At 66.2% G+C, this 12,445-nt stretch carries 13 protein-coding genes; 4 read left to right on the forward strand and 9 right to left on the reverse strand.

Annotated features, from left to right (window positions below; genetic code table 11):
* Nucleotides 1-100: 100 nt before the first annotated feature.
* The 8 genes from rpsO to ACZ5M6_RS03360 all read right to left on the reverse strand — a co-directional run bounded on the left by rpsO (nt 101) and on the right by ACZ5M6_RS03360 (nt 5,824).
* Nucleotides 101-370, reverse strand: a complete 270-nt coding sequence (gene rpsO / locus ACZ5M6_RS03325) for a 30S ribosomal protein S15 (protein WP_054764461.1) — start codon at nt 368-370, stop codon at nt 101-103.
* An 80-nt stretch (nt 371-450) separates the two neighbouring features.
* On the reverse strand, nt 451-1,380 hold the full coding sequence (truB, locus tag ACZ5M6_RS03330; RefSeq protein WP_152949301.1) for a tRNA pseudouridine(55) synthase TruB: 930 nt from the start codon (nt 1,378-1,380) through the stop codon (nt 451-453).
* Nucleotides 1,380-1,895, reverse strand: a complete 516-nt coding sequence (locus tag ACZ5M6_RS03335; RefSeq protein WP_464159674.1) for a hypothetical protein — start codon at nt 1,893-1,895, stop codon at nt 1,380-1,382. Before ACZ5M6_RS03335 ends, truB begins: the two co-directional genes overlap by 1 nt.
* Complete coding sequence (gene rbfA / locus ACZ5M6_RS03340) at nt 1,892-2,344, reverse strand: 30S ribosome-binding factor RbfA (protein ID WP_182714639.1); 453 nt, start codon at nt 2,342-2,344, stop codon at nt 1,892-1,894. Before rbfA ends, ACZ5M6_RS03335 begins: the two co-directional genes overlap by 4 nt.
* 65 nt (nt 2,345-2,409) lie before the next feature.
* On the reverse strand, nt 2,410-3,087 hold the full coding sequence (locus ACZ5M6_RS03345; RefSeq protein WP_336969360.1) for a DUF2459 domain-containing protein: 678 nt from the start codon (nt 3,085-3,087) through the stop codon (nt 2,410-2,412).
* A 77-nt stretch (nt 3,088-3,164) separates the two neighbouring features.
* A complete protein-coding gene (locus ACZ5M6_RS03350; protein WP_464159675.1) occupies nt 3,165-3,677 on the reverse strand; it encodes a hypothetical protein in 513 nt (170 codons plus the stop codon).
* Between the two features lie 47 nt (nt 3,678-3,724).
* Nucleotides 3,725-4,657: a Gfo/Idh/MocA family protein gene (locus ACZ5M6_RS03355; RefSeq protein WP_054764465.1), complete on the reverse strand. Its 933-nt coding sequence runs from the start codon at nt 4,655-4,657 to the stop codon at nt 3,725-3,727.
* 3 nt (nt 4,658-4,660) lie between these two features.
* The gene (locus ACZ5M6_RS03360; protein ID WP_182714636.1) at nt 4,661-5,824 is read right to left on the reverse strand and encodes a DegT/DnrJ/EryC1/StrS family aminotransferase; all 1,164 of its coding nucleotides are present in this window, start codon (nt 5,822-5,824) and stop codon (nt 4,661-4,663) included.
* Nucleotides 5,825-6,135: 311 nt separating this feature from the next.
* On the opposite strand from ACZ5M6_RS03360, the gene ACZ5M6_RS03365 reads away from it, so the two are divergent.
* A complete protein-coding gene (locus ACZ5M6_RS03365) occupies nt 6,136-6,645 on the forward strand; it encodes a D-glycero-alpha-D-manno-heptose-1,7-bisphosphate 7-phosphatase (RefSeq protein ID WP_054764467.1) in 510 nt (169 codons plus the stop codon).
* Nucleotides 6,646-6,714: 69 nt separating this feature from the next.
* A complete protein-coding gene (locus tag ACZ5M6_RS03370; protein WP_464160095.1) occupies nt 6,715-7,590 on the forward strand; it encodes an alpha/beta fold hydrolase in 876 nt (291 codons plus the stop codon).
* On the opposite strand, the gene ACZ5M6_RS03375 is transcribed toward ACZ5M6_RS03370, so the two are convergent.
* Nucleotides 7,587-10,226: a TonB-dependent receptor gene (locus tag ACZ5M6_RS03375; RefSeq protein ID WP_464159676.1), complete on the reverse strand. Its 2,640-nt coding sequence runs from the start codon at nt 10,224-10,226 to the stop codon at nt 7,587-7,589. The two genes, ACZ5M6_RS03370 and ACZ5M6_RS03375, sit on opposite strands and share 4 nt — an antisense overlap.
* A gap of 102 nt (nt 10,227-10,328) precedes the next feature.
* Here ACZ5M6_RS03375 and ACZ5M6_RS03380 point away from each other — a divergent pair, with 102 nt between their 5' ends.
* Both ACZ5M6_RS03380 and ACZ5M6_RS03385 read left to right on the forward strand, forming a co-directional pair.
* Nucleotides 10,329-11,207: a DUF6528 family protein gene (locus tag ACZ5M6_RS03380; RefSeq protein WP_054764470.1), complete on the forward strand. Its 879-nt coding sequence runs from the start codon at nt 10,329-10,331 to the stop codon at nt 11,205-11,207.
* 40 nt (nt 11,208-11,247) lie between these two features.
* Nucleotides 11,248-12,429, forward strand: coding sequence for an ROK family protein (locus tag ACZ5M6_RS03385; RefSeq protein WP_054764471.1), 1,182 nt, complete (start codon nt 11,248-11,250; stop codon nt 12,427-12,429).
* Nucleotides 12,430-12,445: the final 16 nt, after the last annotated feature.

Genomic DNA, 12,445 nt, shown 5'->3' on the forward strand with positions numbered 1-12,445 from the left:
CGTTAAAGTCCTGCGGCGCGCAGGTCGGTTCTAATCGCACAACGAGGCGCGGACGTGACCGCCCGCGCCTCGTCATACAGTCTTACACGGTTCCGCGCCCTTAGCGACGCAGACCCAGCTTGGCGATGAGCGCCTGATAGCGCCCGGCGTCGACCTTGTTCAGGTGGTCGAGCAGACGGCGGCGTTGCGACACCATCTTCAGAAGGCCACGGCGAGAGTGGTTGTCCTTCTTGTGCGTCTTGAAGTGTTCGGTGAGGTTGGCGATGCGCTCCGACAGGATCGCGACCTGAACCTCGGCCGAGCCGGTGTCGCCGGCGGTGCGGGCGTTGTCGGCGATGATTTCGTTCTTGCGTTCAGCAGTGATCGACATCGAAGGAGTCCTTTCTTGGCCTATCGCGCTTCGCGCTGCTTGAGGCCGTGGGGTCTCGGCCCTTGCCGAATGGCCCGGGCCTAGAGGTTGAAAACGCGGTCGGGTTCTAACCGGCCGGCCCGCAACTGACAGAGGGCGACGAGGGTCTGGCCCTGAAAGGCTGAAACCGTTCGCGAGCCGTCTGACAGACGGGTCTTGAGGGTTTCCACCTGACGGGGGAGCAGAACGATCGGTCGTCCCTGCCGAAGCGAGAAGGCGTCCTGTTCCGTCACGGCCAGATCCGGGATGTCGTCCAGAGCGGTCGCGACGGGAAGCAAGCCTTCCGAGGCGGCGCCCCTATGCACCATTTCCTCCAGAGAATCCAGAGTGACGGCGTTTTCCGTGCTGAAGGGCCCGACCCGCTCGCGCCGCAGGGCTGACACATGACCCTCCGCGCCCAGGGCCAAGGCCAGGTCGCGCGCCAGCGAACGGACATAGACGCCCTTGCCCGTCAGGATGCGGATCTCGACATGATCGGCGTCCGGCGCGGCCGTCGCCTCGGCCGAATGGATGACCACCCGCCGGGACGGCAGTTCGAAATCCACCCCGTCGCGGGCCAGATCATAGGCGCGGGCGCCGTCCACCTTGATGGCCGAGAAACGCGGCGGGGTCTGGTCGATCTCGCCGACGAAGGCCGGCAAGGCGGCCTTCACCTGGTCGAGGGGCGGGCGCACGTCGGAGCGGGCGATGATCTCGCCCTCCCGGTCCACGCTGTCGGTCGAGACGCCCCAATTGATCGTGAAGCGATAGACCTTCTTCGCCTCCATCATCATCGGCACGGTCTTGGTCGCCTCGCCCAGGGCAATGGGCAGGATGCCGCTGGCCAGGGGATCCAGCGTCCCGGCGTGACCGGCCTTCTGGGCGTTGAACAGGCGGCGGATGCGACTGACCGCCTCGGTCGATCCCATCTCGAACGGCTTGTCCAGGCAGACCCAGCCGTCGACGACGTCGCCCTTCTTCCGACGGCCCATCACTTGCCCTTCGGATAATAGATCATTGTCAGCCCCAGGTTAGAAAAACTCACCTGGATTTCGTCTTGATAGCCCGGAGTCCGCCACATCTCGATATCGACCTTTGCGGGAACCGGCCAATTTTGACATCCATCCTGATCATTGGACGTGAGGACGACTTCTTCGAGAGGATACTGAAGTCCGGATCGGTCGGTCGCTGTGCGTGCTCCAGCGAGGCGCGCGGTTAAGATGCACTTCTTGAATTCAGCGCGAACGCGACCATCGCCGACGATCAGGCGCTGCCCACGAGAGTCTGTCCAAGCACCATCGCCGACGAAGGGATCCCAGGTTGGGGGAAGAAATTCTATGCGGGACGCACCGTTGTTCGGGTTGCCGAGCATCATCGCCGCCTCGGCCCCGACGATCACGGGTATAGCGAGAGGCAGTAGCAAAGGGTTTCCTTCATTGATGCTTCCGCATCCTGACACCAAAGCCGCAAGCGCTAAGGTGGAGAACCGGGCGCACCACACGATCATTGGCCCTCGTCCTCGTCGCGGCGTTCCAGGTCGGCGCGGACGCGGGGGTCGTCGAACAGACGGTCAATGTGGCTGGCGGCGTCGAAGCTCTCGTCGTGGCGGAACTTCAGGTCGGGAGTAAACTTCATGTCCAGCCGGCGGCCCAGCTGGCCGCGCAGGAACTTGGCGTGGACGTTCAGCGCCTTGATGATCTCGCTCTCATGGCCGGCGACCGGGGCGGTCTCCACGCCCGCGCCCAGGGGCTCGACGAAACAGGTGGCGTGTTTCAGGTCCGGCGACAGGCGGACCTCGGTCACGGTGACCGAGACGCCGGCCAGGGCCTCGTCGTGGATGTCCTCCTCGCGCAGGATGTCGACCAGGGCGTGGCGGATCAGTTCGCCGGCGCGCAGCTGGCGCTGGCTGGGACCGGCAAGGCCGGATGAATTTCGGGTGTGTTGCTTACGGGCCATCGGCCGCTCCTTCTTCATCGCCCGCCGGGGTTCGGACCCGGCCGGATAAGCGAAAGGCGGGCGGTCTAGGCGTGTGGGACCGCCGTGTCCAGTTCTGCGGCCCGGACGGACCGCATCACCTCGCTGGAAAAGATCGACCGCGCGGGGCGGATCGTCACGCCGCCGGCGTTCAGGACGCCGGCCGTCCAGTGGTTGCAAAGATGCAGGATGGAAAAGGTTTCACGGCTGGCGAAGAAGCGGGCGTCGTCGCCGGGGCGGGCGGCGGCGACGCGGGGCGCGCCGCTCGACAGGTCCAGCGACGCCTCGATCCGATCCGCCATCCGGTCGAAGGCGACGGGCGTCAGATGAAGGGCGGCCCGCCGATCGGGGGCGTGTCGCGCGCGCGGGTCGTCCGCCTCCGGGTCCAACATGACGACGGACGGATTGCCGGGCCGGAAGAAGGCGCGCGCGCCGTCGGGCAGGCGGTCGGAGATCGGGCTCTGATCGACATAGAATCGGGCGTCGCCCCAGCCGACCAGAATCCAGTCACCCGGCGCCAGGGTCTCAACCGCCCGTCCCAGGGCGCCGCCTCGTCGTTCAAGCGCCGCGCGCGGCAAGGCCAGATCGGAATGAAAGCCGTTGTCCAGAAGATAGACCACGATCGGGACGTCGGTCGCCGGCGGCGCGGCCGGACCGAGGCGGGTCCAGGTCAGAAGGGCGGCGACAAGGCCGATCAAAACCGCCAGGGGCAGGGCCCATCGCATCGCCGTCATCTCCGAAGGTTCGGCCGATCGCCAGACTAGGCGATCAAGCGGTGCGGTTGGAAGGCGGGTTCGCCCAATCAGGCGCCGGGGGCGTCGGCGAAGGGGGAGGCCGGCGCCGTCTGCCACTCTCCACGCCATTCATAGGTCAGGGTCACGCAATGGCGGTGGGTCCCGTCGGCCCAGCGACCGACTGCGTTCAAGGTCAGGGGGCGTGGCGCGCGGATGCGGCTTGCCGCCAGCCAGACCTGATCGGCCCCCGGACACAGGGCGCGGGCCAGACCGCGCCCGTCGCCGATCTGCTGCACTTCATAGAGGTCCGCGCCTCGGGCGTCCTCCGGCAGGATCCGCCGGGCTGCATCGGGGCCGCCGCGCGCCAGGTCGGCCGATCCACGGGCGGTGGTCGAGAACAGCCGCTCTATGGCGGCGGCGCCGAACAGGCCGCGCCTCACCCGAAGGGTGATCCCCTTGGTCAGGGCCTGGGTGATCCGATCCGAGGCGTTGTAGGAGAAGTAGCGGGTGTCGGCCTGGGCCGGGGCGGCGGCCGACACGGTCAACAGGGCGACGGACAGGGCGGCGAGGGGCGTGCGCATGCCTCTTTCCTTCCTCTCCATTGCGGCGACTTTAGGCCTCGCCCCGATCAGTGTTCACCCAGGCAGCGCAGGGCGACCTCCAGATTGCGCAGGCCGTCCTCGCCGGTCACCGCCGGGGTCTCGCCGGTATGGATGGCGCGGGCGAAGGCCTCCAGCTCCTTCTTCAGCGGTTCGGCGGGCCAGCTGTTCAGCATTTTCGTCGAATAGGAGCCGTCAGGCTGCTGGCCGAAATATTCGGTCACCTGGCGGGTGATCAGGTCGGCGACGATGAACTTGGTCTTGGTGGCGACCTGCAGGGTGCGGGTCTTGTAGGGGGTGACCCAGTTGGTGGTGATGTGGGCGATGACGCCGTTGTCCAGCCGGAACTGCAGCAGGGCCGTGTCCTCGCGCTCGGCGCGGGTGCGGGCCAGCTGAGGCTGGACCTCGACGATCTCGGACCCGGTCAGGTGGCGGATGATGTCGATGTCGTGAACCGCCAGGTCGATGACCACCCCGACCTCGCCCATGCGGGGCGGGAAGGGGCCGACGCGGGTGATCTGGATGGAGATGATCTCGTCGTCGGCGACGGCTCGCTTGACCGTCTCGACGGCCGGATTGAACCGCTCGACCTGGCCGACCATCAGGACGCGGTCATTGGCCTTGGCGGCGTCGATCATCCGCTGGGCGTCGGCCACGGTGGCGGCGATGGGCTTTTCGACCAGGACGTGGACGCCCTTTTCCAACAGGGCCACCCCGACTTCGGCGTGGAAGCGGTTGGGCGTGGCGACGACGGCGGCGTCCAGGCCGGCGTCGACGAAGGCCTGGGCCGTCGTGACCGGGGTCGCCTCATAGGCGGCCGCAACGCCCTCGGCGACGACCGCATCGGGATCGAAGACCGTGGTCAGGTCGAACTCGCGCATCTCGGCCGCGACGCGGGCATGGTTGCGGCCCATGACGCCGACGCCGGCGACGCCGAACTTGAGGACGGGGGTGTTCGGCATGGTTCAGCCCTTGTAGCCGGCGACGGCGGCGATGATCCGGTCCTGGGTCGCCTCATCCAGGTCCGAGTGCATGGGCAGGCTGAGGACTGCATCCTTCAGCCGCTCGGTGACCGGCAGGCCGCCGGCGCCCTGGGGGAACCGCTGGTAGGCCGGCTGCAGGTGCATGGGCACCGGATAGTAGACGGCGGTGGGCACGCCCTGTTCCTTCAGATGGGCGGCCAGGCCGTCGCGGTCCGCATGCTCGATCGTGTACTGGGCCCAGACGGACACGCCGCCGTCGATGACATGGGGCACGGCCGAGACATGGGGGGCCAGACGTTCATTGTAGCGGGCGGCGATCCGGTTGCGCCATTCGATCTCCTGACCGAACACCTTCAGCTTCTCGATCAGGACGGCGGCCTGGATGGTGTCCAGCCGGCTGTTCATGCCGATGCGCATGGCCAGATATTTAGGGTCATGGGCGAAGGCGGCCGCCCCGGCCTCCAGGTCCTTGGCCACGACCTTCCCGTGGACGCGCAGGGAGTCCATCTCCTGGGCCAGGTCGTCGTCGTTGGTCAGCACGGCTCCGCCGTCGCCGTAACAACCCAGCGGCTTGGCCGGGAAGAAGCTGGTCGTGGTGACGTCGGCCCAGTTCAGGGGATGGGCGCCGTTCAGGGTGCAGCCGAAGCCTTGGGCCGAGTCCGAAATCAGCTTCAGACCGTGGCGGTCGCAGATGGCCCGGATGGCGGGATAGTCGGCCGGCTGGCCGAACAGATCGACGGCGATGACCACCTTGGGCGTCAGGCGCCCCTCCGCCTCGACCGCCTCGATGGCGGCCTCGAGCTTGGCCGGGTCCATATTGTAGGTGCGGGCGTCGACGTCGACGAAGACCGGCGAGGCGCCCAGCCAGGGCACGACCTCGGCCGTGGCGGTGAAGGTGAAGCTGGGGCAGAAGACAGCGTCGCCGGTGCGGATGCCCCAGGCGATCAGCGGCAGGATCAGGGCGTCGGTGCCGTTGGCGCAGCCGAGCGCATGCTTGGCCTGGCCGAAGGCGGCCAGGTCGGCCTCGAACTGACGGACCTGGGGCCCCATGACCCAGGCGCCGCCGACGACGGCCTCCTGGACGGCGGCCTCGATCTTGCCGGAGAGGCGCAGGCGCTGGGCCTGGAGGTCAATGAAGGGGATCATGCGGGCGCTCTCCACGGTGATTCGGGGGCGGCGGACCGACGGATCGGCCGCGAGGATGGCCGCCCTCCTAGCAAGATCAGTCCCAGGGGCCAAACGGGGCTGCGTCACTTCGCGTTGCCCTTTGCAACGTTAGAGCCTGATCCGTTGAGGAGGAACCGCCTCGCGGCTCCGCCTGAAACGATCATGCTCTAGGGCGGCGTTCGACCGCTCTTGGCGCCGGCTTGTCCTCATCCTAAGCCAGGTTCCTTTTCTAACCGTCCCTTTGCGCCGCGCCTTGCGGCGTCGATACGGCTACGTTCGAGACAAGACGCATGACTGGTGTTCCCGCGGTTTTTCTGGATCGCGACGGGGTTCTGATCGAGGATTCGGGCTATCCGCATCTGCCTGAACATCTGAGACTGATTCCCGGCGCCTCGGCCGCGGTGCGCCGGCTGAATCGACTGGGCTATCTGGCGGTGATCGTCACCAACCAGTCGGGCGTCGCGCGCGGTCTGTTCAGCGAAGATCAGATGCATGCGTTCAACGGTCTGCTGACCAGACGGCTGGCCCAGGACGGGGCGGTGATCCACGCCGTCTACGCCTGTCCCTTCCATGCCGACGCCCAGGACGAACGCTATCGCCATCCGGATCACCCTGACCGAAAGCCCAACCCCGGCATGCTGCTGAGGGCGATCGCGGATCACCAGATCGATCCGGCGCGGTCCTTCATGATCGGCGACCAGCAGACCGACATGGCGGCGGCCCGAGCCGCCGGGGTCTCGGGTTTTCTGTTCGAGGGCGGCGACCTGGACGTCTTTGTGAAGGAGTTGCTCGGCGGCTGACGCCATCGCAATTCGTCGCGCGGTGAATTACTGTGGCGGCTTCTCGGTTCAAGGAGACCGCCCGTGACTATGGCCGCCGCCTATGTCGAACGTCGCTGGAAATCGCCGGACGGCCTGGATCTGTTCGCCCGCGACTATGCGCCCGGCCCCGGCCCGGCGCGGCCGCCGGTCATCGCCATCCACGGGCTGACGCGAAACAGCGCCGACTTCGAAGCGATAGCCCCGCTTCTGGCCCAGAGCGGGCGGCGGGTCCTGGCGGTCGATGTGCGCGGACGCGGACTGTCGGACCGCGCGCCCGATCCGATGACCTATCGACCGGACGTCTATGCGGCCGACGTGCTGGCGCTGATGGACCAGGCGGCCGTGGGCCGCGCGGTCTTCATGGGCACCTCCATGGGCGGGCTGATCACCATGGCCCTGACCGCCCTGCGGCCCAAGGCGGTGGTCGCCGCCATATTGAACGACATCGGCCCGGAAGTGGCGCCCGAGGGTCTGGCGCGCATCGCCGCCTACAGCGGACAGCCGGTCGAGATCGACAGCTGGGCGGACGCGGCGGCCTATGCGAAGCGGATCAACGCCGTCACCTTCCCCCACTATTCGGATGCGGACTGGGACGCCTTCGCGCGACGCATCTTCCGCCAGGGGCCGGACGGCGAGATCGGCCTGGACTATGATCCCGACATCTCCGTGCCCATCCGGGCGGCGGGCGCCAAGGCCCTGGTTCCCAATCTGTGGCCCATGTTCCGGCGGCTGGCCCGCAACCGGCCGACCCTGCTGGTGCGCGGCGGCGTCTCGGACCTGCTCAGCGCCGACATCGCCGCGCGCATGCGTAAGGCGGCGCCGGACATGGCCTATGTCGAGGTTCCCCAGATCGGCCACGCCCCCATGCTGGACGAGCCGGAGGCCAAGGCGGCCATTTTCGAATTTCTGGCTGAGCTGGACTAGTACCTGAACAATGCGCCGGCGTAGAAGGCGCGGCCGTTGTCGAGCTCCTCGCGCAAGAGGCCGAAGCCGGGGCCGAACATTCTGCGGCGGCGTTCGTTGGTCAGGTTCTTGGCCTGGGCAACGAGCGTGAGGTTCCGGCTCAGGCGATACCGGGCCTGGGCGTCGAACCTGTCATTGGCTTCAACGATCCGGTCCTGCAGCGGGTCGCTGCTGGACACCGAATAGAGCATGTCGCCGACATGATTCCAGGCGCCCTGCACCGTGAAGGGGCCTGAGATGTAGAAGACCTTGAGGTTGCCGACCCGGTCGGCGCTTTCAAACAGCCCCGGCAGGCGACGTTGCGTGAAGTCGCTCATGGCGACACTGGGCGGCGTCCCGTCCAACAACGTCAGATTGGCGGACACCCCTAACCCTTGGAACGGGGTCGGCAGGAAGTCCATGCGCGAAACCACCAGGTTGAACTCGATCCCCTGGACCTTGAAGTCGCCAGCGTTGACGGGACGTACGCGAGTGACGGATTCCAGCGAGCCGTCGATGATTTCGTCTGCCGTGGACCGCAGGACGATGATCTCGTCCGAAACATCCTTCTCGAAAACGCCGACCGAGGCCATGGTGTCACGGCCCGCGTAATATTCCAGGCTCAGATCCGCGTTATTCGACCGGCGCGGTTTGAGAAAGGGATTGCCGCCCTGAATGGTGTAGTCGCCCTCGGTGTTGACCGTCCGCACTTCGCGCGCAGCGAGGTCGTCATAGTTGGCCCGCCCAATGGTCCGGCTCCAGGCGGCGCGGACTTTCAGGTTTTCGGTCAGATCGTAGTTGGCCTGGAATGACGGAAGCCAGTCGTCATAGTCTGTCTCCTGAACGCCATAAAGGTAGGCGCCGGCGGTCAGGGCGGCGGAACCGGACCGGAGTTTCGTGTGCTCGTAGCGCAGGCCGCCTGAGACGGTGAGGCGATCGGCGCCGAACCGCGCCATGGCGTAGCCCGCGTCAATATCCTCGTCGATGTCATAGTCGGCGGAGATGCTGCCGGCCGCATTCGTCGGGGTCGCCGCGAAACCCGCTCGGTGGGCTTCGAAGAACGCCCGGGCCAAGCCTGGATCAACGATCAGAATTCGTGTCCCCCGCGCATTGAAGGGCGAGTAGTCGGACAACCGGCCTACTGCGGACAGGCGATAGTCGCTGGAGCTCAGCGGCCGGTAGTTGTCAACGCCCCTATCGTAGCTGCGCTCAAGGCGACGCGCATAGGCGCCTATCTGCAGACCCAGGCCGCGGTCGCTTCGATCGACGTTGAACCCCCAGTCGAGATGCGCGGTTTTGGCCTGTTCGCGGGCGTCGTCCAGCGTCGTGCCGTATTCAAACTGCCGGTAGTTGGCGGGATCGAAGGCGAAGGCCGGGTTGGCCACGTCGAAATAAGGAAACGCGCCCCGCTCGATCTCATAGGTGAAGGCGAGGTTCGTCGTATTGGCGATGCGATAAGTCGCCAGATGCGCGTCCTGGCGGTAGGTGGCCACGGCGTCGTTCAAGCCGAAGTCGACGAACTGACGCGCGCCGGGCGCCCAGCGCACCCGGAAATCGACATATCGGATGCCGCGCGCCTGGTCATATTGGACCAGATCGACTTGGGCGTTGGCGGAAGTCACGCTTCCCCCCGTGGCGGAAATGCTGGCCGATACCGGATTGCCGTTCGCGATCAGGATGTTGCTCTGGCGGTCCTCATCGTTGGTATGGGTGAAGTCCGCCGCCGTGAGGCGCGCCTCCAGGCCGCCGTGACGGTATTCGAACTTGCCGAACACGCCCTCTCGCTTACGCACGTTGTCGTAGGCCAGCCAACGACGACGCTGAGGCGCGACGTCCGCCGTATCCAGACCCGGCGCCGTCACAGCCAGTCGCGCATGGGTGACCGGATCAAAGAAACTATAGTTGTCGACGGCCGAGTTCAGTGACGAAGAATCGCGGATATAGCGGCTCGCCGACACGACGAAGCCAAATCGGTTGTTGGGCCCGAAGGTGTTGGAGACCACGACCTCGCCTTGACCGGACGGTCCGCCGTCTCTGAAATGCCGTTCGTTGTCCCAAACGCCAATATCGAACCGTCCAGCGATGAACAGATCGCCGCGTCCGTCAAAGGCGCTGCGGGTCACGAGGTCGGCCGCGCCGCCGATGGCGTTTCCGTTCATGTTCGGGGTCACGGACTTGGAGACATCGACCCGCCGCGCCAGCGACGAGGGGATGACGTCGAGCGAAACGTTGCGGCGCCCGAGTTCGTTGGCCGGAAGGGCGACCCCATCGACCTGGACCAGATTGTAATCGGCGTTCAAGCCGCGAATGGACAAGAACTGCGCTTCGCCGCGGTCATTGTTCTGAACCGTCGAGACCCCTGGAACCCGTTCGAGCGCCTCGCCCAGACCAAAGTCCGGCAAGCTGCCGATTTCGTCCGAACTGATCGAATCCGAGATGATCGCGGCCGTGCGCTTCGTCGAGATTTCGTTCTGCGCCTGTAGTCGAACCCCGGTGACGACGATCTCATCCAACTGGGCGGCGGGAGCGGTCGGGACCGTCTGGGCCACCGTCGGCGTTGCGAAGAGAACGGTGGACGCCAACCAGAGTTGACGAAGCGAAGAGTGGCGAACCGACATGTGGGCCTCCGTGATCGGGATGCGCTCCATTTACTCACTCATAGTGAGATATTTATGACATGATCCGTCGTTATAGGTTCCGGGTCACTTTCAGGAGCCTCCATGATCCTCTCCGCCCTCTTCACCCTCGCATCGGCGCTCTCCGCTTCGCCCGCCCTTCTGGCCTGTGGAGATGATCAGGTCCGGCGCTATGAACTCGCCGCCGAAGGACCGCGCGAGACCTGGCGCTGGGACGCCTCGGAGGCCGAAAACCTGCCGCAGGGGTTTCGCGCGGGGCTCTTGGAAAAGATCGATGAGTGCAAGCCCGTCGCCGATGGTCGTGTGCTGATCACAGCCTCAACGGGGGGCGTGGTACTGCTGGACGGTGCGTCTGGAGACGTGCTTTTTCGCGCTGAAGCGCCCATGGCGCATTCGGCCGCCGTCCTGCCCGGCGATCGCATCGCCGTGGCGCTCTCGATTCACGACAGGGGTGATCGACTGAACGTTTACGATCTCACGGACGGCGAAAAGCCGGTTCTCAGCCTGCCATTGCCGTCGGGTCATGGGGCGGTTTGGGACGCAGAGCGTCAACGTCTCTTCGCCCTATCGCACGACACCATCCAGGCCTTCGCCCTGGTGGATTGGGAGGGTGACGAGCCGCGACTTCAGGAGACGGCGCGGTGGACGCTGCCCGGCGCCCGCGACGGACATGATCTGTCCAGGGCAGCCGACGGATCGGATTATCTGGTCACGACCCACGACGGAGCCTGGCGCTTCGATCCCGAAGCCAACGCCTTCAAGGCTCTGGAGCCGCTGAATCCTGCGCTGCAGGTCAAATCCGTCGACGTCGACGCCGAGGGTCGTCTGGCCTGGGTCAAGGCTGAGGAACGTTGGTGGGCGTTCGGCTTCTCGGTCATGCAAGACGGCCGCGTCGTCCGTGTCCCGATCAACGACATGCATTTGTACAAGGTGCGGTGGATTCCTGCGCCGCCCCGACCATAAGGTAGGTGCTTGGCTGGCCGTTTCCGCTATGCATCCCTCTATGGTGGGAGTCGGTTACGGATCAATCGCGCCGCGTTTCCTGCGTGAGGACGGCGTACGCACGGCGACGGCCAACGAACGTCGGCTGCTGTCCCTGCTGCGCCGGGACGGGCCGATGACGCGCGCGCAACTGGCGCGCGCCACTGAGCTTACGGAACAGTCGATCGCTCGGTTGGTCGAATCTCTTTTGCAGCGCGACCTGCTGATCGAAGGCGCGCCCGTCGTGGCAGGTCGTGGGAAGCCGGGTCTTCCCGTGAGTCTCAATTCAAAGGCGCTTCACGCGGTCGGCGTCTCCGTCATGACCGACGCCGTCGCCGCAGCCGTCATGGATCTGAGCGGCTCGATCCTGGCCCGTCGCCAGATCCCGATCCGCGACGTGTCCCTGACGGCCGCCATCGCCGAGATGCAGAAGCTCGTCAGAGATCTGGAAACCCAGGCGGGCGTGTCCGCCTCTCAAAGGATCGGCGTCGGCGCCGCCGTGACGGGATATTTCATCGGTGACGGGGCCCGCCTCAACCCGCCGCCTGCGCTGGACGCCTGGGCCCTTCAACCGTTGGACGGGATTCTCTCCAAGGCCTTCGACGGCCCGGTGTGGATCGAGAACGACGGCACGGCGGCGGCCATCGGCGAGGCCATGTTCGGCGTCGGGCGCCGGTTGGACAATTTCGCCTATCTGTACTTCTCGGCAGGATTCGGCGGTGGCGTCGTCGTGCGAGGCGAACCCCTGCGCGGCGACAACGGCAATGCAGGCGAGTTCGCCTCTGTCATACCCGTTGACTGGTTCCAACCCAATCTGACCGCCCTGCTCCGGATGATGCAGGCTGGCGACGGCGACCGGTGGGCGTCGCTCGGCGACCTTCTGGCCGACTTCCCCGCCGATCATCCGATCATCGACCAGTGGCTGGACGCGGCGGAACAGCCGCTAAACCTGGTGCTTTCCGCCATATCGGGCGTGCTGGATCCCGGCGGGATCGTCCTGGGCGGGCGGCTGCCTCACGCCCTGGCTCTTCGCCTGATCGAACGGCTGCGCTTCACCAACCCGCAACGTCGCGGGCATTGCCGCCCTGTCCCGAAGGTCGAGGCGTCGCCGATCCTTGGCGACGCCTCGGCGGCGGGGGCCGCCGCACTCCCTTTGCGAGCCGCCTTTTTCTCGCTCGCGTCGCACGAATCCGCCGGTTCTTGACCTCTAACCGGCCCCC

The sequence above is a fragment of the Brevundimonas sp. Br13 genome, from assembly GCF_055391505.1.

Excerpts from the sequence above, each read along its gene's own strand:
- rpsO (WP_054764461.1), bottom strand. The coding sequence starts at position 370 with ATGTCGATCACTGCTGAACGCAAGAACGAAATCATCGCCGACAACGCC.
- truB (WP_152949301.1), bottom strand. The coding sequence starts at position 1,380 with ATGGGCCGTCGGAAGAAGGGCGACGTCGTCGACGGCTGGGTCTGCCTG.
- ACZ5M6_RS03335 (WP_464159674.1), bottom strand. The coding sequence starts at position 1,895 with ATGATCGTGTGGTGCGCCCGGTTCTCCACCTTAGCGCTTGCGGCTTTG.
- rbfA (WP_182714639.1), bottom strand. The coding sequence starts at position 2,344 with ATGGCCCGTAAGCAACACACCCGAAATTCATCCGGCCTTGCCGGTCCC.
- ACZ5M6_RS03345 (WP_336969360.1), bottom strand. The coding sequence starts at position 3,087 with ATGCGATGGGCCCTGCCCCTGGCGGTTTTGATCGGCCTTGTCGCCGCC.
- ACZ5M6_RS03350 (WP_464159675.1), bottom strand. The coding sequence starts at position 3,677 with ATGCGCACGCCCCTCGCCGCCCTGTCCGTCGCCCTGTTGACCGTGTCG.
- ACZ5M6_RS03355 (WP_054764465.1), bottom strand. The coding sequence starts at position 4,657 with ATGCCGAACACCCCCGTCCTCAAGTTCGGCGTCGCCGGCGTCGGCGTC.
- ACZ5M6_RS03360 (WP_182714636.1), bottom strand. The coding sequence starts at position 5,824 with ATGATCCCCTTCATTGACCTCCAGGCCCAGCGCCTGCGCCTCTCCGGC.
- ACZ5M6_RS03365 (WP_054764467.1), top strand. The coding sequence starts at position 6,136 with ATGACTGGTGTTCCCGCGGTTTTTCTGGATCGCGACGGGGTTCTGATC.
- ACZ5M6_RS03370 (WP_464160095.1), top strand. The coding sequence starts at position 6,715 with ATGGCCGCCGCCTATGTCGAACGTCGCTGGAAATCGCCGGACGGCCTG.
- ACZ5M6_RS03375 (WP_464159676.1), bottom strand. The coding sequence starts at position 10,226 with ATGTCGGTTCGCCACTCTTCGCTTCGTCAACTCTGGTTGGCGTCCACC.
- ACZ5M6_RS03380 (WP_054764470.1), top strand. The coding sequence starts at position 10,329 with ATGATCCTCTCCGCCCTCTTCACCCTCGCATCGGCGCTCTCCGCTTCG.
- ACZ5M6_RS03385 (WP_054764471.1), top strand. The coding sequence starts at position 11,248 with ATGGTGGGAGTCGGTTACGGATCAATCGCGCCGCGTTTCCTGCGTGAG.